23 protein-coding genes are annotated in these 20,683 nt (G+C 65.3%); 5 read left to right on the top strand and 18 right to left on the bottom strand.

Annotated elements, in window-relative coordinates; translation table 11 throughout:
* Positions 1 to 106: 106 nt before the first annotated feature.
* Genes A5663_RS01545 through A5663_RS01530 form a run of 4 tightly spaced genes read right to left on the bottom strand, consistent with a single transcriptional unit; the run spans position 107 to position 4,150 of the window.
* On the bottom strand, positions 107 to 880 hold the full coding sequence (locus tag A5663_RS01545) for an enoyl-CoA hydratase/isomerase family protein (protein WP_068143189.1): 774 nt from the start codon (positions 878 to 880) through the stop codon (positions 107 to 109).
* Complete coding sequence (locus tag A5663_RS01540) at positions 881 to 1,969, bottom strand: acyl-CoA dehydrogenase family protein (RefSeq protein ID WP_068143187.1); 1,089 nt, start codon at positions 1,967 to 1,969, stop codon at positions 881 to 883. It lies immediately after the preceding gene.
* Complete coding sequence (locus A5663_RS01535) at positions 1,956 to 2,768, bottom strand: acyl-CoA dehydrogenase family protein (protein ID WP_068143185.1); 813 nt, start codon at positions 2,766 to 2,768, stop codon at positions 1,956 to 1,958. Before A5663_RS01535 ends, A5663_RS01540 begins: the two co-directional genes overlap by 14 nt.
* A complete protein-coding gene (locus A5663_RS01530; protein WP_068143183.1) occupies positions 2,753 to 4,150 on the bottom strand; it encodes a class I adenylate-forming enzyme family protein in 1,398 nt (465 codons plus the stop codon). The genes A5663_RS01535 and A5663_RS01530 overlap by 16 nt, the downstream gene beginning before the upstream one ends.
* Positions 4,151 to 4,264: 114 nt before the next feature.
* On the opposite strand from A5663_RS01530, the gene A5663_RS01525 reads away from it, so the two are divergent.
* The gene (locus A5663_RS01525; protein ID WP_068143181.1) at positions 4,265 to 4,567 is read left to right on the top strand and encodes a 2Fe-2S iron-sulfur cluster-binding protein; all 303 of its coding nucleotides are present in this window, start codon (positions 4,265 to 4,267) and stop codon (positions 4,565 to 4,567) included.
* Here the strand turns inward: A5663_RS01525 and A5663_RS01520 are convergent.
* The 4 genes from A5663_RS01520 to A5663_RS01505 all read right to left on the bottom strand — a co-directional run bounded on the left by A5663_RS01520 (position 4,555) and on the right by A5663_RS01505 (position 8,667).
* On the bottom strand, positions 4,555 to 5,610 hold the full coding sequence (locus A5663_RS01520; protein ID WP_068143179.1) for a CaiB/BaiF CoA-transferase family protein: 1,056 nt from the start codon (positions 5,608 to 5,610) through the stop codon (positions 4,555 to 4,557). The genes A5663_RS01525 and A5663_RS01520 overlap by 13 nt on opposite strands.
* A gap of 28 nt (positions 5,611 to 5,638) precedes the next feature.
* Entirely contained in the window at positions 5,639 to 6,595 is a 957-nt protein-coding gene (locus A5663_RS01515) for an LLM class F420-dependent oxidoreductase (RefSeq protein ID WP_068143178.1), read from the bottom strand.
* Between the two features lie 93 nt (positions 6,596 to 6,688).
* A complete protein-coding gene (locus A5663_RS01510; protein ID WP_068143176.1) occupies positions 6,689 to 7,090 on the bottom strand; it encodes a cobalamin B12-binding domain-containing protein in 402 nt (133 codons plus the stop codon).
* On the bottom strand, positions 7,090 to 8,667 hold the full coding sequence (locus A5663_RS01505; protein ID WP_068143174.1) for a methylmalonyl-CoA mutase family protein: 1,578 nt from the start codon (positions 8,665 to 8,667) through the stop codon (positions 7,090 to 7,092). The genes A5663_RS01510 and A5663_RS01505 overlap by 1 nt, the downstream gene beginning before the upstream one ends.
* 211 nt (positions 8,668 to 8,878) lie before the next feature.
* Between A5663_RS01505 and A5663_RS01500 the strand changes: the two genes are divergently transcribed.
* From A5663_RS01500 to A5663_RS01485, 4 genes are read left to right on the top strand one after another with little or no spacing between them, the layout of a single operon-like run.
* Entirely contained in the window at positions 8,879 to 9,703 is an 825-nt protein-coding gene (locus A5663_RS01500) for an NAD(P)-dependent oxidoreductase (RefSeq protein WP_068143172.1), read from the top strand.
* A complete protein-coding gene (locus A5663_RS01495) occupies positions 9,700 to 11,190 on the top strand; it encodes a class I adenylate-forming enzyme family protein (RefSeq protein WP_068143169.1) in 1,491 nt (496 codons plus the stop codon). The genes A5663_RS01500 and A5663_RS01495 overlap by 4 nt, the downstream gene beginning before the upstream one ends.
* Positions 11,191 to 11,203: 13 nt before the next feature.
* Positions 11,204 to 11,506 carry a hypothetical protein gene (locus tag A5663_RS01490; protein WP_068143167.1) on the top strand — a complete coding sequence of 101 codons (303 nt, stop codon included), beginning with the start codon at positions 11,204 to 11,206 and terminating at the stop codon, positions 11,504 to 11,506.
* Between the two features lie 13 nt (positions 11,507 to 11,519).
* Entirely contained in the window at positions 11,520 to 12,965 is a 1,446-nt protein-coding gene (locus A5663_RS01485) for an adenylate/guanylate cyclase domain-containing protein (RefSeq protein WP_068143163.1), read from the top strand.
* On the opposite strand, the gene A5663_RS01480 is transcribed toward A5663_RS01485, so the two are convergent.
* The 10 genes from A5663_RS01480 to A5663_RS01440 form a co-directional block, all read right to left on the bottom strand.
* Positions 12,933 to 13,535: an isomerase gene (locus A5663_RS01480; RefSeq protein WP_068143162.1), complete on the bottom strand. Its 603-nt coding sequence runs from the start codon at positions 13,533 to 13,535 to the stop codon at positions 12,933 to 12,935. The two genes, A5663_RS01485 and A5663_RS01480, sit on opposite strands and share 33 nt — an antisense overlap.
* The gene (locus A5663_RS01475) at positions 13,535 to 14,761 is read right to left on the bottom strand and encodes a cytochrome P450 (RefSeq protein ID WP_068143159.1); all 1,227 of its coding nucleotides are present in this window, start codon (positions 14,759 to 14,761) and stop codon (positions 13,535 to 13,537) included. Before A5663_RS01475 ends, A5663_RS01480 begins: the two co-directional genes overlap by 1 nt.
* Before the next feature lie 63 nt (positions 14,762 to 14,824).
* Positions 14,825 to 15,241 (bottom strand): hypothetical protein, encoded by a 417-nt coding sequence (locus tag A5663_RS01470; protein ID WP_068143157.1) that lies wholly within the window; start codon positions 15,239 to 15,241, stop codon positions 14,825 to 14,827.
* An 82-nt stretch (positions 15,242 to 15,323) separates the two neighbouring features.
* The gene (locus A5663_RS01465) at positions 15,324 to 15,743 is read right to left on the bottom strand and encodes a hypothetical protein (RefSeq protein WP_068143155.1); all 420 of its coding nucleotides are present in this window, start codon (positions 15,741 to 15,743) and stop codon (positions 15,324 to 15,326) included.
* Between the two features lie 21 nt (positions 15,744 to 15,764).
* On the bottom strand, positions 15,765 to 16,481 hold the full coding sequence (locus A5663_RS01460; protein ID WP_197503259.1) for a hypothetical protein: 717 nt from the start codon (positions 16,479 to 16,481) through the stop codon (positions 15,765 to 15,767).
* Positions 16,478 to 16,606 (bottom strand): hypothetical protein, encoded by a 129-nt coding sequence (locus tag A5663_RS23715; protein WP_255396107.1) that lies wholly within the window; start codon positions 16,604 to 16,606, stop codon positions 16,478 to 16,480. Before A5663_RS23715 ends, A5663_RS01460 begins: the two co-directional genes overlap by 4 nt.
* Before the next feature lie 16 nt (positions 16,607 to 16,622).
* Complete coding sequence (locus A5663_RS01455; RefSeq protein ID WP_231976647.1) at positions 16,623 to 17,444, bottom strand: CbbQ/NirQ/NorQ/GpvN family protein; 822 nt, start codon at positions 17,442 to 17,444, stop codon at positions 16,623 to 16,625.
* On the bottom strand, positions 17,441 to 18,943 hold the full coding sequence (locus A5663_RS01450) for a nitric oxide reductase activation protein NorD (RefSeq protein WP_369816574.1): 1,503 nt from the start codon (positions 18,941 to 18,943) through the stop codon (positions 17,441 to 17,443). The genes A5663_RS01455 and A5663_RS01450 overlap by 4 nt, the downstream gene beginning before the upstream one ends.
* 286 nt (positions 18,944 to 19,229) lie before the next feature.
* Positions 19,230 to 19,925, bottom strand: coding sequence for a hypothetical protein (locus A5663_RS01445; RefSeq protein WP_068143149.1), 696 nt, complete (start codon positions 19,923 to 19,925; stop codon positions 19,230 to 19,232).
* A 48-nt stretch (positions 19,926 to 19,973) separates the two neighbouring features.
* Positions 19,974 to 20,573 (bottom strand): TetR/AcrR family transcriptional regulator, encoded by a 600-nt coding sequence (locus tag A5663_RS01440; protein ID WP_068143147.1) that lies wholly within the window; start codon positions 20,571 to 20,573, stop codon positions 19,974 to 19,976.
* Positions 20,574 to 20,683: the final 110 nt, after the last annotated feature.

The raw sequence follows: 20,683 nt of genomic DNA, 5'->3' as shown, positions 1-20,683 counted from the left end.
GCGCGCCGCAGACTGTTTGTGCACGTTCGTGACAGGGTGACGGTGCTCAAACTGCCTTATTTAAGCGGCGTGTCGTGTGCAAACACGCACGCTCGCGCAAGAACGGCTAATTCTTCTTCTGCTTGGCGATCAGGCCGTCGACAATCGTATTGAAGTCTGCAGTCCCGAAGGAGACGTACTCCGACAAGTTGGCGTAGTCCAACGACGCCATCACCGACTTCTCGAGTTGCAGGTTCATCAGCCGCTTGGTGCTCTCGAGGGCTTGCTGCGGCAGCTCCATGATCTTCTTCGCGCATGCGATCGCCTCGGCCAGCGGGTCGGCCACCACGTGGTTGGCCATACCGAGCTCGAGCGCCCGCGCCGCCTTGATCCGAACGCCGGTGAACGCGAACTCCTTGGCGTGCAACAAGCTGATCTGTGACGGCCACACCAGCGGGCCGCCGTCCGCAGCCACCAGACCGATCGAGACGTGCGGGTCCGCGAAGAACGCAGTCTCGGCCATGTAGACGATGTCCGACAGCGCGGCCAGGCTGCACCCGAGCCCGACGGCGGGGCCGTTGACGGCCGCGACCACGGGGATGCGGCAACGCACCATGCCGATGACGAGGTCACGACCATGCTTGATCGTCTTCTGGCGCAGGGCTTCATCGTTGCGCAGCTCGTCGAGGTAGTTGAAGTCGCCGCCGGCGGAGAAGGCGCGGCCGGCACCGGTGATCACCGCGGCCCGGGCCTCGACATCCTCGTTGAGTTCTTCCCAGATCTTGGCCAGGCCTACGTGCAACGCGTCGTTGACCGCATTCAGGTCGTCCGGACGGTTGAGCGTGATGATGCGCAGGCCACCGTCGGCCTTGACGTCGATTTCGTCTGGCATCCCATACATTCAGACTCCTAATCCGAGGATTCGCGAGGCGATGATGTTCTTCTGGATCTGCGAGGTGCCGCCCATCACGCTTTGCGCACGGCTGTACATGTAGGCGCCGAACAGTTCTGGGTCACCGGTGCCGACGGTTGCCAGGGCGGCGTGGCCGACTGACTGCTCCGTCCAGGTCATCAGCAGCTTGTCCAGCGAGCCCTGCGGCCCGTGCGTCAAGCCGTCGAGTTGCTCGGAGAGCCGCCTGCGCACGTGCAGCCGTAACATCTCGGTCTGCACCCATGCCCAGGCCAGCTCCTCGGGAGGTGAACCTTCGACCCGGGAAGCCAACTGGCGCACCAGCTTTCCATAGCGCGCCGAGAAGCCGAGCGTCGACGGCTCACGCTCATGGCTCACCACGGTCATCGCGAGCTTCCATCCCTCGCCGGGTGCGCCGACCATGTTCTGGGCCGGCACCCGTGCGCCGTCGAACAGCACCTGGCCGAATTCTTTGGTGACGCCGCTGATCATCTTCAGCGGCCGCTGCTCGATCCCGGGCTGGTGCATCGGCACGATGAACGCGGAGATGCCTTTGTGCTTGGGCACACTCTTGTCCGTGCGCGCCAACAACAGGCACCAGTCTGCGACGTCGGAGTAGCTGGTCCAGATCTTGTGGCCTTCGAGAACGTACTCATCGCCCTCGCGGGTGGCCGTCGTCGTCAACGACGCCAGGTCTGAACCCGCCCCCGGTTCGGAGAAGCCCTGGCACCACCGCTCTGTTCCGTTGATCATGCCGGGCAGGAACCGTTGCCGCAGTTCCTCGCTGCCGTGGTGCGACAACCCGACCACCAGATAGCCCAGGCTCGGCCGTGCGGGCGCACCCGCCTTGGCGATCTCCTCGTCGACGATCACGTCGTACACCGGCGGCAAGTCCTGTCCGCCATACTCTTTGGGCCACGAGGTGCCGAAGAAGCCGGCCTCGTAGAGTGCCTGATGCCATGCTCCCTGGGCAGCCCAGTACTCGTCGCCCGACGTCGGGAACTTACCCTTCTGCTCGGTCAGCCAGCCGCGCAGCCGATCACGGAACGCGGCTTCCTCCGGTGAGTCACGAAAGTCCAATGGACAGCTCCTCCAGTCTCGCGGGCCACGTCTCGGTCGCGGCCAGCACCCGCCGCAGATAGACGTGAGCCAGGCACTCCCAGGTGTTGCCGATGCCGCCGTGCACCTGTATCGACGTCTCGCAGACGGTCAAAGCGGCTCGCGCACAGTAGATCTTGGCTACCCGCGCCGCTTCGATCGCTTCGGCCACCGGCAGTTCGTCGACTGCCCACGCGGCGTGCCGCGACACGCTGACCGAACCCTCGATCAAGGCCAGGCTCTCGGCGAGCAGATGACCGACCGCCTGATACGACCCGATCGTGGCGCCGTACTGCTCGCGCACCTTGGCGTACTCGACCGCCAGCGCCTGCGCTCCGCGGGCTGCGCCGACGAGGTCGGCACACGTGACCGTCAGCGCCAGTGCGCGCCACCGCCCCGCGTCTTCCTCCGAGAGTCCGTCGAGTTCGGCGGGCGATTCGACCACCCCGGTGAGGCTTCGCGTCAGATCGGCAGTCTCCCGCTCGCCGCCTGCGGATGGTTCACGCCCGCAGCGTGTGCGGAGGTCATCGGCGAGCACCGGTCCGATGAACGGCACATCGACCAGACCGCGGGCGAATTCCTCGGCCACGATCGCCACTTCCACACCGGACGCACCGTCGGAGCGAAGGGTGCGAAACCCGGTCGCGTCCACGGCCTTTTCCAGTCTCGCAACCCTGCTCACATCGTCGAGGTCTGCCACCGAACCGGGGCCGAGGTCGTCGGCCAGGCTCGCCGCGGCCTCCCGCAACTGTTGTTGTTCACTCGTCAGACGGACGTCCACAGGCGCTCCTTCAACACTCGACGCAGAACCTTGCCCGACGGCAGCCGCGGTATCTCGGAGACGAAGACCACCCGGCCCGGTCGCTTGTACGACGCCAGCCGCTCACCGATCAGCGCTGTCAATTCGTCTGCCGACACCGGCGTATTGGCCCTCACCGCAGCGACGACCGCCTCGCCGTCGACCGCGTCCGGCACTCCGAACACCGCGCAGTCCTCGACTGCCGGGTGTCCGTGCAGCACTGCCTCCACCTCGGCGGGCGCGACCTGGAAGCCGCGTACCTTGATCATCTCCTTGGAGCGATCGGTGATCCGCAGCCGACCGTCGTCGTCGAGCAACCCGACGTCGCCGGTGCGGTACCACCCGTCGTCGAAAGCCGCCGCGGTTGCCGACTCCGGCAGGTATCCCGCCATGACCGAGTCCGATCGCACCTCGATCTCGCCGACCTCACCGGCGGAAAGAACCGCGGAGCCGTCCAACGAGACCACCCGCACATGCACGCCGGGAACAGGCTTGCCCACGGTGTCCAGATGCTTGCCGTCGAAGTCGTTGCAGGAGATGACCGGAAGTTCGCTCGCGCCGTATGCCGTCATCCACGTCACCCCGGTTCTGCGGGTGACGGCGTCGGCGACGCTCTGCGTGACGGGCGTGGCGCACCACATGATGTAGCGCAGTGACGACAGGTCATAGGATTCGAGGTCCGCGTGGCCGGCCAGCGCCAAAGCAATTGGCGCCACTGCCATTTCGATGGTGATCCGGTCGCTCGCGATGTGCTGCAGCATGCTGTCCACGTCGAAGCGGCGGTGCAGCCTGATCCACGCGCCGGCCTCGAGTGCCATCACGATGTTGAGCAGGCCCAGGATGTGTGACGGCGGTGTCATGATCTGCATGCGGTCGGCCGAAGACAGTTGCAGCGCATCGCGCCAGTGCCGGACCGCGACAGCGAGCGAAGCGTGCGTGTGACGCACGGCCTTGGGCATACCGGTTGTGCCGGAACTGAACACGAACAGGGCGTCGGCGCTCGGCTCGGTAGTCGTGAACTCCCGTCGGGCCGGTGAGATCGGCTCGTCGAGCGAAAGCATCGGCATGAGCTCGGCGAGCACCGCGTTGTCTCCGACGGCGTGCGTCGGCCGGGTCAGGGCCAGTGCGTGTTCGGCCTCCGCGCGCTTCCATGCCGGACTCAGCAGGACAGCAACAGCGCCCAGGCGCCAGACGGCCCGAAGCGCGACGGCGAACTCGGGCCGATTGGACGACATCAGCGCCACCCGCTCCCCCGCCCGCACGCCCCGCTTCTCGAGAACGTCGGCCATGCCGGCGGTCAGCTCATCGAGTTGCGCCAGCGTGTATTCACGCTGCTCGAAGGCGAGCGCGATCGCCTCACTCACACCCTGTCCTCACTAGCGTCTACCGGTGGCCCACCACTGCGTTGAGAATAGCGTATCATTTAACGAGAATGGTATTCTCGTCCAGCTAGAATCGACGGTTCAGGAGAGGTTTTGATGACGGCTGATCCGATACCTGACCAGGCTGGACAGGTGACGATCGTGCTCGACCGCAAGAAGGTCTCGGTGCGGCAGGTCGCCAACGAGACGCTGCTGGAGAGCGCCCGCCGCGCGGGGTTGTCGCCGCCCTTCTCCTGCGAAGCGGGCAACTGCGGCACGTGCATGGGCAAGCTCATCGAGGGCCGGGCGACGATGCGCGTCAACGACGCTCTCGACGCCGACGAGGTCGACGAGGGATACATCCTCACCTGCCAGGCGGTTCCGGAAACCGACAATGTCAGCGTGACCTACGACGACTGAGTCGCGGTGTCGCCGTGCTCGTCGACCCGCGGCGCCGGCCGGTACTCGGGTTCGTAGCCGACGATCTGAATCGGGCTGCGCACCAACCGAAACCCGCCGGAGCTGACGATCGCTTCAGGCGTCTGCTCTAACGCCTCCGGCAGCGTGCGCACCGCAGCGACCGGGATCCCGAGCGGCCGCAGTCGCGACTCCCAACCGGCCGCGGTGTCGGTGGCCAACGCGGCCGCCACGACCGCCAGCACCTCGTCGCGCTTGCTCGCTCGTTCGGCCATCGTCGGAAAGCCGTCGATGCCCGCTTCAGCCGAGAACGCCTGCCAGAACGCGTCATGTGTGATGAACAGCGCCAGATACCCGTCGGACGTTGCAAACAGTTGCGCCGGAACGTAATACGAATGCGCCCCGAACGGGTACCGCAGCGGCGCCGCACCGTCGTTCAGATAAGCCGATGCGCGGTAGTTCAATTGCGAGAGCATCACGTCGCGCAGACACACGTCGACCTGACCACCCCGGCCGGACACGATCTGGGCCAGCAGCCCGAGCGCCGCGGCCAGGCCCGTCGAGTTGTCGGCAGACGAGTACCCCGGCAGGGTCGGTGGTTCGTCGGGATGCCCCGTCATCGCCGCGACGCCGGTGGCGGCCTGGATGACGTAGTCGAAGGCAGGGTCGTCGCCGCCTTCGAGCCCGAAGCCGGTCATGGCGACGCAGACGATCCGCTCGTTGAACTGTCGAAGCGATTCGTAGGTCAGGCCGAGCTTCTTGATCGCCGACGGCTTCATGTTCACCAGCAGCGCATGCGAATCGGCGACGAGTTCGCCCAGCCGCTGCCTCCCGGCGTCCGAGCGCAGGTCGAGCACGACGCTCTTCTTGTTCCGGTTCAAACTGGCGAAGTAACTGTCGCTGACCTGTCGCGAGATCTCACCGCCCGGCGGCTCGACCTTGATGACTTCCGCCCCGAGGTCGGCCAGCAACATGGTCGCGTACGGACCGGCCAGCATGACGCCGACCTCGACAATCCGGATGCCGGCCAACGGGCCTTCGGTCACCGGTGCCCTCGGCTCTTCGCGCAAGCGCTCATCGCACGGCCTTGGCCAACTCCGCGATCACCTCGCGCGTCCGGTATTTGGAGGCGATGAGCTCGTCGCGGTTGTCCCCGATCGGCAACAGCCGAACCGACAGGTCGGTGACGCCCGCATCGGCGAACTGCTTGAAGCGCGCCAGTATTGACTCCTCGTCGCCGGCGGCGCACAGGTCGCCGACGTCGCGGGCATCACCACGGTCGAGCAACCGCTGGTAGTTCGGCGACGTCTCGGCCTCTGCGAGGATTCGGTTTGCCCGCTCCTTGGCCGTCTCGATCTCCGAGTTCGCACACAGGCAAACGGGAATCCCGGCGACGATGCGCGGAGCGGGCCGGCCGGCTTCCGCAGCGGCCTTGTTGATCTTGGGCGCGATGTGCTCGCCGATCGCCTTCTCGTCGGCCATCCACAGGACTGTGCCGTCGGCGCGCTCACCGGCGATCTGCAGCATGACCGGCCCGAGCGCTGCGACCAGCACCGGTAACGGTGAATTCGCGCCCAGCACAGTCGGATTGTGCACGGTGAAGGTGCCGTTCTCGACGTCGACGTCCCCCGGCCCCGCGAGCGCGGCATTGAGCACCTCCAGGTAGTCGCGCGTGTACGCGGCCGGCTTCTCGTACGGGATGCCGAGCATGTCGCGCACGATCCAGTGGTGTGACGGGCCCACGCCCAGGGCCAGCCGCCCACCGGCCATCGCGTGCACCGAGAGCGCCTGGCGCGCGAGCGCGATCGGGTGCTGGGCCTGCAGCGGGACCACCGCCGTGCCCAACTCGATCCGGGAGGTGTGCGCCGCCATCAGCGCAACCATCGTCAGGCAGTCGAAGTCGTTGGGCACCTGGGGCATCCACGCTGTGTCCATGCCCGCGGACTCGGCCCATTCGATATCGGAGACCAGCTTGTCGACCTTGCGGGCCATATCGCCACGCTCGGCGCCGATCATCACGCCAAGCCGCATGTCAGTCCGCCCTTCGAATGATCAGCGCCGAACGTGCGGTGACGGCGAGGAATGAGCCGCAATCTCGCAATGAGCGCACGCTCGACGAGCAGGTCACTGTTCACCCACCGTCAGCTTGCGCACCTCGTCGACGAGCGTCTCGAGCGGGGTGCCGGTCGGGAACACGGCGGCCGCTCCCGCCGACAGCAGCTTGGGCACGTCACCCTGCGGAATGGTGCCGCCCACGACGACCGCGATGTCGCCGGCGTCGGCGGCACGCAGGGCTTCCACGGTGCGGGTGGTGAGCGCCACGTGTGCGCCCGACAATATCGAGAGCCCCACCAGGGCAACATCTTCCTGCAGTGCGATCGACACGATGTCCTCGATGCGTTGCCGGATACCGGTGTAGATCACCTCGAAGCCGGCGTCACGAAGCGTACGAGCGACGATCTTCGCGCCGCGGTCGTGGCCGTCGAGGCCGGGTTTGGCGACGAGAACTCGCACCGGACCCGCCATCAGAACACCACCGGCTGCTGGAACTCGCCCCAGACGGCCTTGAGCGTCGAAACCATCTCGCCCACCGTGCAATACGCTCCCGCGCAGTCGATCAGCTTGTGCATCAGGTTGTCGTCACCTTCCGCAGCGCGCGCGAGCGCCGCCAACGACTCCTTGACGGCGAGGGCATCGCGTTCCGCCTTGACCTTCGAGAGCCGCTTGAGTTGCAGGTCGCGGCCTTCGGCGTCGAGTTCGTATGTCGCGATCTCGGGCGCGGGCTCGTCGGAGACGAACTTGTTGACGCCAACCACCGGTCGTTCACCCGACTCGATCTCCTGATGGATCTTGAACGCCTCGTCGGCGATGAGGCCCTGCAGATAGCCGTCCTCGATCGCGCGCACCATCCCGCCATGCTGCTCCAAGTCATGCATGATCTCGATGATCTTCTGCTCGGTGGCATCGGTGAGCGCCTCGACGAAGTACGAGCCGCCGAGCGGATCGGCGACCTTGGTCACCCCCGTCTCATAGGCGAGGATCTGCTGGGTCCGCAGCGCCAGCGTCGCGGACTCCTCGCTGGGCAGCGCGAACGGCTCGTCCCACGCGGCGGTGAACATCGACTGCACGCCGCCGAGGACCGCCGCCATCGCCTCGTAGGCCACCCGCACGAGATTGTTCTGCGCCTGTGGCGCATACAGCGACGCACCGCCGGCCACGCAGCCGAACCGGAACATCGACGCCTTGTCCGACGATGCGCCATAGCGTTCGCGCACGATCGTCGCCCACCGCCGCCGCCCGGCGCGGTACTTGGCGATCTCTTCGAAGAAGTCGCCGTGGGTGTAGAAGAAGAACGAGATCTGCGGCGCGAACTGGTCGATGGTCATGCGTCCGCGCTCGACGACGGTGTCGCAATAGGTGACGCCGTCGGCCAAGGTGAACGCCATCTCCTGGACCGCGTTCGCGCCGGCATCGCGAAAGTGCGCGCCCGCCACGGAGATCGCGTTGAACTTGGGCACCTCGGCCGCGCAGAACTCGATCGTGTCGGCGATCAGGCGCAGCGACGGTTCCGGCGGCCAAATCCACGTGCCGCGCGACGCGTACTCCTTGAGGATGTCGTTCTGGATGGTGCCGGTCAGCTTCTCGCGCGGCACGCCCTTCTTCTCGGCGGCCGCGACATAGAACGCGAGCAGAATCGCCGCGGTGCCGTTGATGGTGAAACTCGTGCTGATCTTGTCCAGCGGGATGCCGTCGAAGAGAATCTCCGCGTCGGCCAGGGTGTCGACCGCGACGCCGACACGGCCCACCTCTTCGCCGTATTCGGGATCGTCGGAGTCATAGCCGCACTGCGTGGGCAGATCCAGGGCCACCGACAGGCCGGTGCCGCCCTGGTCGAGCAGGTAGCGGTAGCGGCGGTTCGACTCCTCGGCCGTGCCGAAGCCCGAATACTGACGAAACGTCCAGGTCTTACCGCGATAGCCGGTTGCGAAGTTCCCGCGGGTGAACGGGTAGGTGCCCGGCGCAGGCGGATCTGTCGCCCGTTCCGCCGGTCCGTAGACCGGCTCGAGCGGTATCCCCGACGGGGTCTGTACTGGCTCGCTCATCACTCGATAACGTACTTGCAAAAAATGAGAATGCCAATACCGCCCGCCGGAAACGCGCACCGAGGAAGGCTCACAACCTGCGGCTCAGCGCCTACGAACACGCGGTACACAGCGATTATGGCACTTCCGTAAAATGAGAATGGCAATACCGCCGCTCGAGATCGTCGGCTAGCATCAGGGGACGACGCAGGTCGTCTGGCTAAGGAGGTCCATGTCCGCCCTCAGTGACCGCACGCTCGTCGTGTCCGGCGGCAGTCGCGGCATCGGTCTGGCGATCGCGCTCGCAGCGGCCCGCGATGGCGCCAACGTCGTCCTGCTGGCCAAGACAGCCGAACCACACCCGAAGCTGCCGGGCACCGTGCACACCGCCGTCGCGGAAGTCGAGGCCGCCGGCGGAAAGGGCGTGGCGGTGGTGGGCGACGTCCGCAAGGAAGAGGACGTGCAGCGCGCGATCGAGGCCGCCGTCGAGCACTTCGGCGGCGTCGACATCGTCGTCAACAACGCCAGCGCCATCGCCACCGAGCCGACCGAGCAACTGGCCGCCAAGAAATTTGACCTGATGATGGACATCAACGTCCGCGGCACCTTCCTGCTCACCAAGGCCGCGCTGCCGTTCCTGCGCAAGAGTCCCGCCGCACACGTGATCACGCTGGCGCCGCCGCTGAACATGAACCCGCACTGGCTCGGCGCCCATCCGTCCTACACCCTGTCCAAGTACGGGATGACACTGCTTTCGGTGGGGTGGGCCGCCGAATATGGCGACTCAGGGATCGGGTTCAGCTGCTTGTGGCCACAGACCTACATCGCCACCTCCGCGGTCGCCAACGCCCCCGGTTTCCAGGAGAACCTGGAGCGCTCGCGCGATCCGCGGATCATGGGCGACGCGGCCGCCGTGATCCTCTCGCGGCCGACGGCCGACGTGAACGGCAGATGTTTCATCGACGCCGAGCTGCTCGCCGAGTCGGGGGTCACCGACCTCTCCCGCTACGGCGGTGGAGACGACCCCATCCTTGATATCTTCGTCGACAGATCATGAGCATCTCCCTGCTGCTCGAGATGGCCTCGTCGAGCAATCCGGACCGGACCGCAGTGGTCTCCGGCGAAATGCGCTTGACCACACAGGATCTGAGCGCGCTCGCGGACGGCGGGGCCGGTGTCATCGCGGCATCCGGTGCGTCACATGTGGCCTATGTGGGCACCGGCGGCGTGATGTTGCCGCTGCTGCTGTTCTCATCGGCCAGGGCGGGCGTGCCGGTCACCCCGCTGAACTACCGGCTCAGCGCGGAGGGTCTACGTGAGCTGATCGACCGCCTGCCGGCCCCGCTGATCGTGGCCGACGCCGAGTACTGCGGCGTCGTCGCCGGCGCAGGCAAGCAAGTCATCGAGTCCGACGAGTTCGTGGCGAGCGCACGCACCGCCGAACCGGCAGCGGAGTTTCCCGACCCCGAGGACGTCGGTGTCGTGCTCTTCACTTCGGGAACCACGTCGCGGCCCAAAGCCGTTGAGTTGACTCACAACAACCTGACGAGCTATATCACCGGAACCGTCGAGTTCGACTCCGCGGGCCCCGACGACGCCGCGCTGATCTGCGTACCGCCGTATCACATCGCCGGGGTGAGTGCCGCGTTGTCCAATCTCTACGCGGGCCGCAAGATGGTGTACCTGCGCCAGTTCGACCCGCAGGAGTGGGTGCGGCTGGCACGCGCCGAGGGTGTCACCACGGCGACCGTGGTGCCCACCATGCTGGACCGGATCGTCTCGGTCCTCGAAAGGGATGCAGTCGAGTTGCCCACCCTGCGCAACCTCGCCTACGGCGGATCGAAGGTCGCACTGCCCTTGGTGCGCAAAGCGCTTGGACTGCTGCCCGATGTCGGTTTCGTCAACGCATACGGACTCACCGAGACCAGTTCGACGATTGCCGTCCTCACCCCCGATGACCATCGGGTCGCCCTCGCGGCGGCTGACGACGCGGTCGCCAAGCGTCTCGGCTCGGTGGGCCAGCCCGTTCCTGGGATCGAGGTGCAGATCCGCAACGCCGACGGCGACGTGCTCGGCCCGGGTGAAGCCGGTGAGCTGTTCGTTCGCGGCGACCAGGTCTCGGGCCGCTACGCCGAGATCGGCTCTGTGCTCGAGGCCGGCGGGTGGTTTCCCACCAAGGACATCGCGATGCTCGACGCTGACGGATATCTGTTCATCGGCGGCCGCTCCGACGACACGATCATCCGCGGTGGCGAGAACATCGCGCCGGCCGAGATCGAGGATGTCCTGGTCGAGCACCCGTCGGTGCGCGACTGCGCGGTGGTCGGACCCGAGGATCCGGAATGGGGACAGATCATCGTCGCGGTGGTGGTCCCCGCCGACAGCACCACACCGGACGCCGACGAGTTGCGCGAGCACGTACGACGTCAGCTGCGTGGGTCGCGCACCCCTGACCGAGTGGTTTTTCGCACCGAACTGCCGACGAACGCGACCGGAAAGGTGCTCCGCCGAGAACTGATCGCCGAGTTGACAGCCACCAGATAGCAAGGAGCACAGCATGATCAAGAACGGCACCAGACTGCAAAGCCAGGTCTGCGACACGCAGGTGATCGTCGTGCGCAGTGCAGACAGTCTCGATGACCTGCGAGCAGGTGGCGCCCCGATGGTGCCTCTGGACAGCGAGAAGGCAGCCGACCTCACGATCGACCCGGCCCTGTCCGACGGCAACGCGATGGGCAAACGCTACGTCGACGAGAACGGCGCGGAGGTTCTGGTCACCAAGGCCGGCGCGGGCACGTTGAGCGTCGGCGACACTCCCCTCTCGCTCAAAGAAGCCAAGCCGCTGCCGGCGAGCGACTGATACTTTCGGCTGTGTGAGGCAACGCGGCCTGCTCTTTCGATACGCGGCCGGCCTCGCGTCCGCCTACGTCCTGACTGTCGCCGAGGTCATCGCGATCGTCGTGTCGATGACCGGCTGGTCGGGGTTGACCATCGAGACCATTCTGGTCTCGGCAGTCCTGATCGTGGTCGGGACCGCGATCGTCGGCCTCGGGGCCGTTGCCATCGTCCGGCCGTCGCTGCGGTGGCTCGGTTCCCGCGAGCCGACCGACGCCGAGCGCCAGGAAACACTGAAGATCCTGCGGCGCCAGGCAGCGATCACGGTCGCTCCCTGGTTGCTCACCGGGGCCGTGTTGATCTTCTGGGATTTCCATGCCGGACGCGAAGCTCAGGCGGTCATCGGATCAGCCATGCTCTTCGGCACCATCGCCACGGTGTGCACCGGATTCCTGTTCACCTTGCGCACTCTGCGGCCCGTCATGGCCGGGGTGACAACGGATTTCACCCGCCTCACCGCACCAGGGGTACGCGCTCGCCTGCTGCTCATGTGGACGACATGCACCGGCTTGCCCGGACTGGCGATCGCGGTGCTTCTCATCATGCGCGCACGGGGTTGGATCATCGACAGGACCGCCCCGATCGAGTTGGCTCTGTTCGTGCTCGCCCTCGTGGCCGTGGTGCTCGGCTTGCGAGCCATGATCCTCGTGTCGATGTCGATTTCCGACCCCGTCCACGAGGTGATCGACGGTATGGCGAAGGTCGAGCGAGGACAGATCGACGCTCGAGTGGAGGTCTACGAGTGGTCGGAGATCGGGCTACTGCAAAAGGGTTTCAACAGCATGGTCACCGGTTTGCGGGAGCGCGACCGGCTGCGTGACTTGTTCGGCCGCCATGTCGGAGAAGAGGTGGTGCGTCGAGCGGTCGAGGAGAACGAGTCGCTCTCGGGTGACGAACGCGACGTCGCGGTGCTGTTCATCGATCTGGTCGGGTCGACGAGCCTCGCCGCATCCCACGAACCCCATGAGGTGGCAGACCTGCTCAACGACTTCTTCCGCATCGTCGTCGCGGCCGTGGACGCACGGCACGGCCTGATCAACAAGTTCCAGGGCGACGCGGCGCTCGCCGTGTTCGGCGCGCCACTGAGCGTTGAAGATCCGGCGACCGCGGCGCTGGTCACTGGCCGGAAACTGGTCGCCGACTTACAGCGCCTGCGACTCGATTTCGGCATCGGAGTCTCGGCCGGACCGGTGTTCGCGGGCAACATCGGCGCAGAGAACCGATACGAGTACACCGTCGTCGGAGACGCCGTCAACGAGGCCGCGCGGTTGGCCGATCGCGCCAAAGAATTCGAACCACGGGTGCTGTGCTCGGGAGCCGCACTCGAGCGGGCCGGCGAGGCAGAACGACGCTGTTGGGAGGCCACGGGTTCGGAGGTTCTGCGGGGCCGCTCAGTACCGACGGAGCTCTGGGCGCCGTGCTGAACCGGGGGTGCGCGACCGCCGACGGATCAGCCGGGCGAACTCGACTGCCGAGCGGCGGACCGACTCGAACTCCAGCGACACCAGCAGCGTGTCGACCATGGCGAACGGCAGGGTCGTCACGACGGCACCACGCCCGTACTCGATGTGCCAGGACCCGGGGTGGATCGTCATTCCCCTCGCCTGCCCTTTGTCGGTGCACGTCTGCTCGCCGGGAAGCAGCGTCGTCGCCGTGATGTCGTCGGACTCGAGGTCATAGAAGTCGATCCGTCCCGCCATCAGGAACTTGTGGATCTGCACACGTTTGTAACGACCCGAAAAGCCCTGTGTGCCAGTGGGGCTGCCAAAGATGACGATGTACTCGCGGGGGCTGAAGTAGAGGAACCGGACTTTGCCGAGTATTCCGCCCGCCCTGCTGCCGACCCAGCGACCCGGTTGCGGGTCGATCAGGTCGGGGTACTCGTCGGCGAGTAGTTCGATGGCGCGCGCGACGAGTTCGCCGCCGTCGAGCGGCAAGCCGACCACCTGCTTGGCGACCCTGTGCAGGCTCTCGGGATCGATCTTGTACGCCATCAGCCGAACTCAATCGGCAGGCTGGTGGGACCGCTCATCCCCAGCAGTGGTCGCCACGGAGTCGGACCGGTAACCCGCGGATTGGACATCCGTACCGCGAGGATCTTCAGCGCCTCGGCCAGTTCCCGCCTGGCCAGGTTCGCGCCCAGGCAGTAGTGGGCGCCGCCACCGAAGGTGAGGATCGGCGGCGGATCACCGCGGGTGATGTCAAACCGGGTGGGATCTCCGTAGATGACCGGATCGCGGTTGGCGGCGTACGTGTTGACAATGATGAACGTCCCTGCGGGAACGGTGTATTCACCGATCGTGGCGTCGTCGATGGCGCACCGAACCGTGCTGCACATCGACGGAGAATGCCGCATGGTTTCCTCGACGGCACGCATCGCGAGTTCGGGTCGGTCCCGCAGCAGCGCCCACTGGTCGGGGTGCTCGCACAACACCTGCATGGAGGCGGCGAGCTGACTCCTCGTTGTGTCGGTGCCGGCGATCAGGATGCTGAAGGCGAGCATGCGCAGCTCGCCGGCGTTCAACCGGTCACCGTCGTGCTCGGCGCGGATGAGTTCGGAGAGAAGGTCTTCGGTGAGGTCATGGCGTCGACGGGTGATCATTTCGTCGATGTAGTCGTCGAATTCATCCCACGCCTTCAGCACGACTGGTTCTTCCTCGGCGAGATTGCAGTCGAAACTGACGATCTTGAAGATGTCCTCCGCCCACTGCGAGAACTGTTGCCAGTCTTCGCGTGGAGCACCGAGCAGCGCACAGATGACGGGAATGGGATAGGGCCGTGCAATGTCGTCGACGAACTCGCACCGCTCTTGGCCGGCTACGCGATCGATGAGTTCGTTGACCACCGTGTGGATGGTGGGATCCATGCGCGCTGTTCCTCGGGGCGTGAACGCCTTTGACACCAGGCCGCGCAGTCGACGGTGCTCCTCGCCCTCCATGTTCAAGATGCTGCGCGTCACCCTGTCCCACAGTCGACCCGACGTGATGCCGTGCGCGGACAGATGGATCCCCGGTGGGATGCCGAATCGCGCGTCGCGAAGGACAGTCCGCGCCAGGTTGTAGGACAGCACCTCCGGTCCGATCGGTCCGAGCGCGATAGGCGCCTCCTGTTGTGCTGCCCGAAACTCGGGATAGATCTCTTGAGGTGCCGCCGTGACGTCATAGGACAGCGTCGGAAGCCCCGCGTCGAAAACGCTCGGCTTGGCCGTTTCAAGCGTCATGATGGCGCTTTCGCCGGCATTCGCAGCGGGAGAACGTGATTGGCAGGGTAGTCACTTCGGTCATCAGACGTTTGTCGACAGGAAGGTCAGTGGAAGGCCGAAGACCGACAACTCGACCTCGTCGAGGTAGGAGCCCTCACCGGAGAAGCTCTGCCGGAATCGGGTTGTCGATCCGTACCGCTCGGTCATTGCCTCGGCCGCCGACGCCTGCGGAACCCGCAGCACGACCGTGTACACGCCGTCACCGTTGCGGGCGAGGAAGTCGGCCACCGAGGTCGCCACCTCGGCGGTCGAACCTGGAATGGGGCTGATCAACTCCAGTCCGCCGTCCCAGTCGAGATGCACGGTCACGCCGAGTTCGCTCAGATCAGTGGTGTCGAAGCGAAACCCGAGTTCGCCGAACATCTTTGCGGCCGTCGCCTGGCGGTCGCGCGCCACCGCGAAAACGACGTGATGCAACCGCGAACGTTCCTCCGTCATGCGCGCACCAGACCGCGGGGCTGCACGAGACCGAGGTCGTGGCGCAGGTCCCAGTTCTGTGCATGCTCCTCGAGCGACTCGGTCACGGAGACAGTGCACTTTGTTGCTCGACGGCCTGACGCGCTTCCCGCTCCTGATGGATGCGGACCAACTCGCGGAAGCCGATCCGGTGATACTTCGGTACCGGTTGAACGCCCCATTCGTCTTGAGCGGTGTCCTTGCCCTCCGCGCCCTCGGGAGCACCCAATGCGGGGTACGGCACCTTGCATTCCAGCGTGTCGTCGGAGTAGCGGACCTTGAGCAGTTCACTGCAGATCTCGGTGAGGCTCAACGTCGGGTAGCCGTAGTACACCGCCATGAACGGCAGCGTGAACGCCCCCTCGATCACCAGCGCGACCAGACACACCAACACGGCACGTTTGATCCACTTGTGCATGTTGGCGTAATACGGCGTGGTGCCTGGGGGAAGGTCGTCGGTCGTCTTCTCTTCGGTGGTGGTCATCGTCAGGCTCCTTAACGGCGTTCAGTCGGAGAAGATTTCGCGGTTGACCGTATGTATATACGGGATGGCCAGGAACGGTGTGATGTAGAAGATGTCGTAGAGCCACCATCCGATGACCGGGAAGACGACCCCTGCGAAGCGCACATCGGCGTACATCGTCATGTTGAACACGTACAGGCACCAGATCAGCACACCCATCCAGCAGGTGACGATCATCCACTGATGACCCCAACGCTTCATCTGCAAAAAACCGATCGCCGCGGCACAACGCATCGCGAAGACGGTCAGGATCATCCCGAACACCATCGACTTCTCGCCCGGGCCGGCCGCGCCGCCCACCCAGAATTCGTTGTAGTGCCAGAAGTAGCCGGCGTCGAACATCGCGCCCCAGCCGACCATCAGCACGCGGTTGATCAAGGTGTGGTTGGCGACGAGGTCCAGTGCCCAACCGAGGCTGTTGAGCATTCCGTCGATCAGCACGAGATATCCGATCAGCGTGACGATCATCGGCCGCATCGACAAACCGGCGCGCGCCGCCTGCCGCTGCAGCCATACTCCGCGTAGGAAGAGCGGTAGGCCGATGATGCCCGGGGCCCACATCCCCATCAGCGCAGCGCCCGCGATCATCCACTTGTCCGCCCGGCGCTGCGCGAGACGCGACTCCTCGTGGTGCTCCTCGAGGCCCACGGTGTGGCCGAGGGGCTCCTTGCCCTGGCGGTTCAGCAGAGGCAGATTCACAATTCCCACCAGCCGCGGGCGAAGGACATGTAGAGCTGGATCCCGAACATCGCGAGCAGATACCCGTAGATGACGATCTGCAGAATGATGAGCGCCTTCTTGCGATTTCGCTCTTTCTGATCCATGGTTTCGGACTCCTTCCTAACCGGAGGTGCTCGGGCTCTCGGCGACCAGGGTGGCCGCGGCGACTTCACGCAAACCGTCGGTGATCGCACCGTCGGTGGACAGTGGCGCGAGGATGCAGGCCTCGGCTGCCTCCAATTCGGTTGCGCCCGCGACGATCAGTTGCGCTGCGCTCACCAGCACACGCGTGGACGGCGGTTCGAAGTGGAAGGCCTCGTCGGCGGCCCGAATCGCGTTGGCACACTGCACAAGCCGGATCGCGGTCGCGCTCGCGACACCCGCTTCGGCGACGATCACCTCGGCCTCCCGGTCGGGCGGCAGATACCTCATCGGAAGTGTCACGAAACGCTGGCGGAAGGACGGTTTGAGTTCCTTCAACGAGCTGCGGTAGGCGGGGTTGTACGAGCAGACCAGCATGAAGGTTTTCGGCGCCCGGACCACCTCGCCGGCCCGGTCCAGAAACAACGCGCGACGGTGGTCGGTCAGCGAATGGAGGATGGCCAGCGAGTCGTGACGCGCCTCCACCACCTCGTCGAGATAGCAGATGGCACCTGTCTTCACGGCACGGGTGAGCGGTCCGTCCGTCCACACGACGTCGCCACCGGTGACCATGAACCGGCCGACCAGATCGGAACTCGTGAGGTCGTCGTGGCAACTGATCGTCACGACGGGCCGTTGCAGAAGGACGCCCATGTGCTCGACGAGGCGGGTCTTTCCACAACCCGTGGGTCCGGTCAGCATCACGGGGAGGCGCTGCTGATATGCCTGTTCGAACAACCGGACCTCATTGGCGTTCGAATAGTAATCAGTGCCGACCATTCGCTCGCGAGCGTCGCTCATGCGGCCACCAACTCTCGGTGCACGTGGGCAAGCACTCGCGGAAGCTCCTCTACTCGTCGGATGCGTTGTGAGCGGCGGGGACCGAAGACCTCGGGCAAGGGGTCGACGCGGGTCGGTCCGACGCCGACGTAATAGATGCTCACGCCGGCGTCGTTGGCCTCCTCGACGGCGTGCGCTGCGTCGGCCCAGGCATAGCGGCCTTCGTAACCCTCGTCGGAGATCAGCCCGTCGCCGATCACGATGAGCAGCCGGCGCTCGGAAGGCTGCGCGAGCAGCCGACTTGTCAGATGGCGCAACGGCGCCCCCAGCCGGGTGTATCCCCCGGTCGACAGGCCGAGGCGCCCTGGTGGGACGAACCGCCGGTCCTCGAAATCCTTGATGCAGCTGACCTCGACACGGTGGCGGGTGTTCCCGGTGAACACGAAGATGCCGTGACGTTCGCGCGCCAGCGTCATCGCCCGCGAAAGTGCGTCGGCACAGGCCAATTCAAGTTTGAAGATCCGGCCACCGTGCACACCCAGCGACGAGCTGCCGTCGAGTAGCAGAGCGGTGGTGACGTCGCGGTTGCTCGGCAGGAGCTCGCGGAAGATGCGCGGCTCGATCGCTTCGCCGGTGGTCAGGTCGATGTAATGGTTGACGTACTGTTCGACGTCCAGATCGGAGCCGTCTTCCAGCCGGCTTTTCATCGCACGGTGGGTGTGTTCCTCGAACCACCTCCGCAACTCGCCGGAAGCCGACACCGGGTCACCGGTATGGGAGGCGTGCGCCTTCTCGAGCACCGCGACGTGATCGCGCATGAAACTCTTCGTCCACGCGTTCCATTCCGGATACGGGATGCCGGGCCGGTGGTCCGGTGTGACGTCGAGATCATTGTCCTGCGGCCGGCTCGGCGGCGGCAGATTGGGATTGCGGATACCGCCGTCGCCCCCGACAGGGATGGAATAGGGCCGCGGTAGCCGCTTCTGCGTAGACGTCCATGGCATCCTGCCGAGGGTGCGTCGCAACTTGTCGGACAAGCCTTGCGGCACCGTATAGGCCAGCGGAAGCCGGCCGAACAGCGGATGGAGGTCCAGCGGCTGTCCGGTGCGTGCCAACGCGATCGCCTGGTCGAGCATCGCCGTTGCGTCGAGTCTGCCGTCGAGAATATCGACGTTCCCAAGCACACGCCGGACTTCCGGCAACAGGCCGGGCCAGCGATCGGAAAGCCAGCCCAAGGCCACGCGCGCCTCGACTGCCGTCAGCGCACACAGTTCACGGGCCGACAATTCGTTGAGCCGGTACGCGAGGATCCTGTCCTTCGATGGCGAGCATTGCAGCGCCACCCCGCAGGTGAGCGTTCTGCGCGTCCAGTCGCTGCCCGTCGGGTACGGCACATGGACGAAGTCCAGTCCCGCGTTCAGGCTGAAAGCGCGGTGCTGACCGGTCACGAGGCGAACGCCTTGGCGCCGTTGTCCGCTCAGCGCGACGGCCGTCACCGCGCAACTGCGCTCTACCGCCATCGCGTGCTCATCGGACAACTCGGCCACGACCTGAATCCAAGCCGCTCAGAAGGTTCCGATGTTGGAGAACATCCAGTACCAGAACCAGATGATCAGGGCAGTGCCGCCCCACGCGGCGACGTACCGGAGAATCTCCCAAACCCAGTCCACTACTGCAGCCCCTCTGTCGATCGGCGATCCGTTCGGATTGCGAGTCCGCCCACGGCCGACGCGACGGGTTCGGCACTCTGCCCCGTCATGGTCTGCCCTTTGTAACGCAAACACTGACTCAAGTCAACGACTTCAGTCAGTCAGAGAAGATCTCCCGGTTCACCGTGTGCAGATACGGGATCGCCAGGAACGGGGTGATGTAGAAGATGTCGTACAGCCACCAGCCGACGACGGGGAAGATGGTGCCCGCATAGCGCACATCGGCGTACATCGTCATGTTGAACACATAGAGGCACCAGATCAGCACACCCATCCAGCAGGTGACGATCATCCACTGGTGACCCCACCGCTTCATCTGCAGGAAACCGATCCCGGCGGCGATGCGCATGGTGAAGACGGTCAGAATCATCCCGACTTCCATCGCCTTTTCCCCCGGGCCGGCAGCGCCACCGATCCAAAGCTCGTTGTAGTGCCAGAAGTACCCCGCGTCGAACATTGCGCCCCAGCCGTTCAACAGGATTCGCGCCAGGATGGTGTGGCTTGCGACGAGGTCGAGGGCCCATCCCACGGTGTTGATCGCCGCATCGATGATGACGAGGTAACCGATCAGGGTGACGATCATCGGACGTACCGAGAGTCCTTCGCGGTGCGCCTTGCGCAGCAGCCAGACGCCGCGCAGGAACAACGGAAGGCCGAATATGCCGAGTGCCGCTGTGCCGATGAGCAGGCTGCCGGAGATCAACCACTTGTCGGCCTGACGCTGTGCCAGCCGTGAGCGCTCCAGGTGATCATCCAGACCGCTGCCGGCGGTGGGGATAGCGGACAGAGTCAAGGCACCCTCCCAGGAGTCAGCCCCCTGAGCATTGCAAGATTACTGACCTTAGTCAATCATGATCGAGCGCAGGGTCCGCACGACGTAATCGTCGAGCATCAACTGCTGTGTCGGCCAATTGTGTGTCGTGGTCAGCAGCGCGTAGAGACCGAGCAGGAAGAACACGGCGCTGTTCATCGGGTTGACGTCCGCGGCGACCTCACCGCGCTCCTGGGCGCGTTCGATCTCGTGGGCGACGCGGACAATGACCGGATGTTGTGTGCTCTCGTCCACGGGCCGGGTCTGCGAGAAATGCAACGCGAGGAAGTCCTTGAACAACATCGACCCGAGCCGGCGCTCGAGGCCCAGCACGAGCCGAACCGCCTCGTTGAGAACGGCTTCGAGATCGCGAGCAGTGGCAGCGTAACGTCCGAGCTGTTTGGCGATGCGGTCCTCTTCGCGGTGCTCCAACTCGAGCAACACGTGTTCTTTGGTCGGGAAGTGAAAGAAGAACGTGCCGTGGGCGACGCCCGCTGCGGCGACGATGGCTCCCACGTCGGCCGCTGCGATCCCCGATCGTTTGAACTCGGCGATCGCCGCTCCCATCAATCGCTCGCGCGTCTGAAGACGCTTGGTCTCGCGCGCCGAGGGCCTGTCCACCACTGCCATGTGGTTACGATAGCTGGATCGCCGCCGACGAGTGTGGTTGACTGCAGTCAGTTTTGTCGAGGAGGCAGAATGACGCTCGCGCGGCTCAACGCGAACCCGGTCCGGATTCG

It is taken from the genome of Mycobacterium sp. E740 (assembly GCF_001672895.1).
Lineage (GTDB): Bacteria > Actinomycetota > Actinomycetes > Mycobacteriales > Mycobacteriaceae > Mycobacterium.
The sequence above is the reverse complement of the archived record's forward strand: the minus strand, read 5'-3'. Positions and strand labels throughout refer to the sequence as shown.

Coding starts and splice junctions, on each gene's coding strand:
- A5663_RS01500 (WP_068143172.1), top strand. CDS start 8,879: ATGTCCGCCCTCAGTGACCGCACGCTCGTCGTGTCCGGCGGCAGTCGC.
- A5663_RS01525 (WP_068143181.1), top strand. CDS start 4,265: ATGACGGCTGATCCGATACCTGACCAGGCTGGACAGGTGACGATCGTG.
- A5663_RS01515 (WP_068143178.1), bottom strand. CDS start 6,595: ATGCGGCTTGGCGTGATGATCGGCGCCGAGCGTGGCGATATGGCCCGC.
- A5663_RS01490 (WP_068143167.1), top strand. CDS start 11,204: ATGATCAAGAACGGCACCAGACTGCAAAGCCAGGTCTGCGACACGCAG.
- A5663_RS01470 (WP_068143157.1), bottom strand. CDS start 15,241: ATGACGGAGGAACGTTCGCGGTTGCATCACGTCGTTTTCGCGGTGGCG.
- A5663_RS01480 (WP_068143162.1), bottom strand. CDS start 13,535: ATGGCGTACAAGATCGATCCCGAGAGCCTGCACAGGGTCGCCAAGCAG.
- A5663_RS01440 (WP_068143147.1), bottom strand. CDS start 20,573: ATGGCAGTGGTGGACAGGCCCTCGGCGCGCGAGACCAAGCGTCTTCAG.
- A5663_RS01545 (WP_068143189.1), bottom strand. CDS start 880: ATGTATGGGATGCCAGACGAAATCGACGTCAAGGCCGACGGTGGCCTG.
- A5663_RS01465 (WP_068143155.1), bottom strand. CDS start 15,743: ATGACCACCACCGAAGAGAAGACGACCGACGACCTTCCCCCAGGCACC.
- A5663_RS01450 (WP_369816574.1), bottom strand. CDS start 18,943: ATGGCGGTAGAGCGCAGTTGCGCGGTGACGGCCGTCGCGCTGAGCGGA.
- A5663_RS01495 (WP_068143169.1), top strand. CDS start 9,700: ATGAGCATCTCCCTGCTGCTCGAGATGGCCTCGTCGAGCAATCCGGAC.
- A5663_RS01510 (WP_068143176.1), bottom strand. CDS start 7,090: ATGGCGGGTCCGGTGCGAGTTCTCGTCGCCAAACCCGGCCTCGACGGC.
- A5663_RS01455 (WP_231976647.1), bottom strand. CDS start 17,444: ATGAGCGACGCTCGCGAGCGAATGGTCGGCACTGATTACTATTCGAAC.
- A5663_RS01475 (WP_068143159.1), bottom strand. CDS start 14,761: ATGACGCTTGAAACGGCCAAGCCGAGCGTTTTCGACGCGGGGCTTCCG.
- A5663_RS23715 (WP_255396107.1), bottom strand. CDS start 16,606: ATGGATCAGAAAGAGCGAAATCGCAAGAAGGCGCTCATCATTCTGCAG.
- A5663_RS01505 (WP_068143174.1), bottom strand. CDS start 8,667: ATGAGCGAGCCAGTACAGACCCCGTCGGGGATACCGCTCGAGCCGGTC.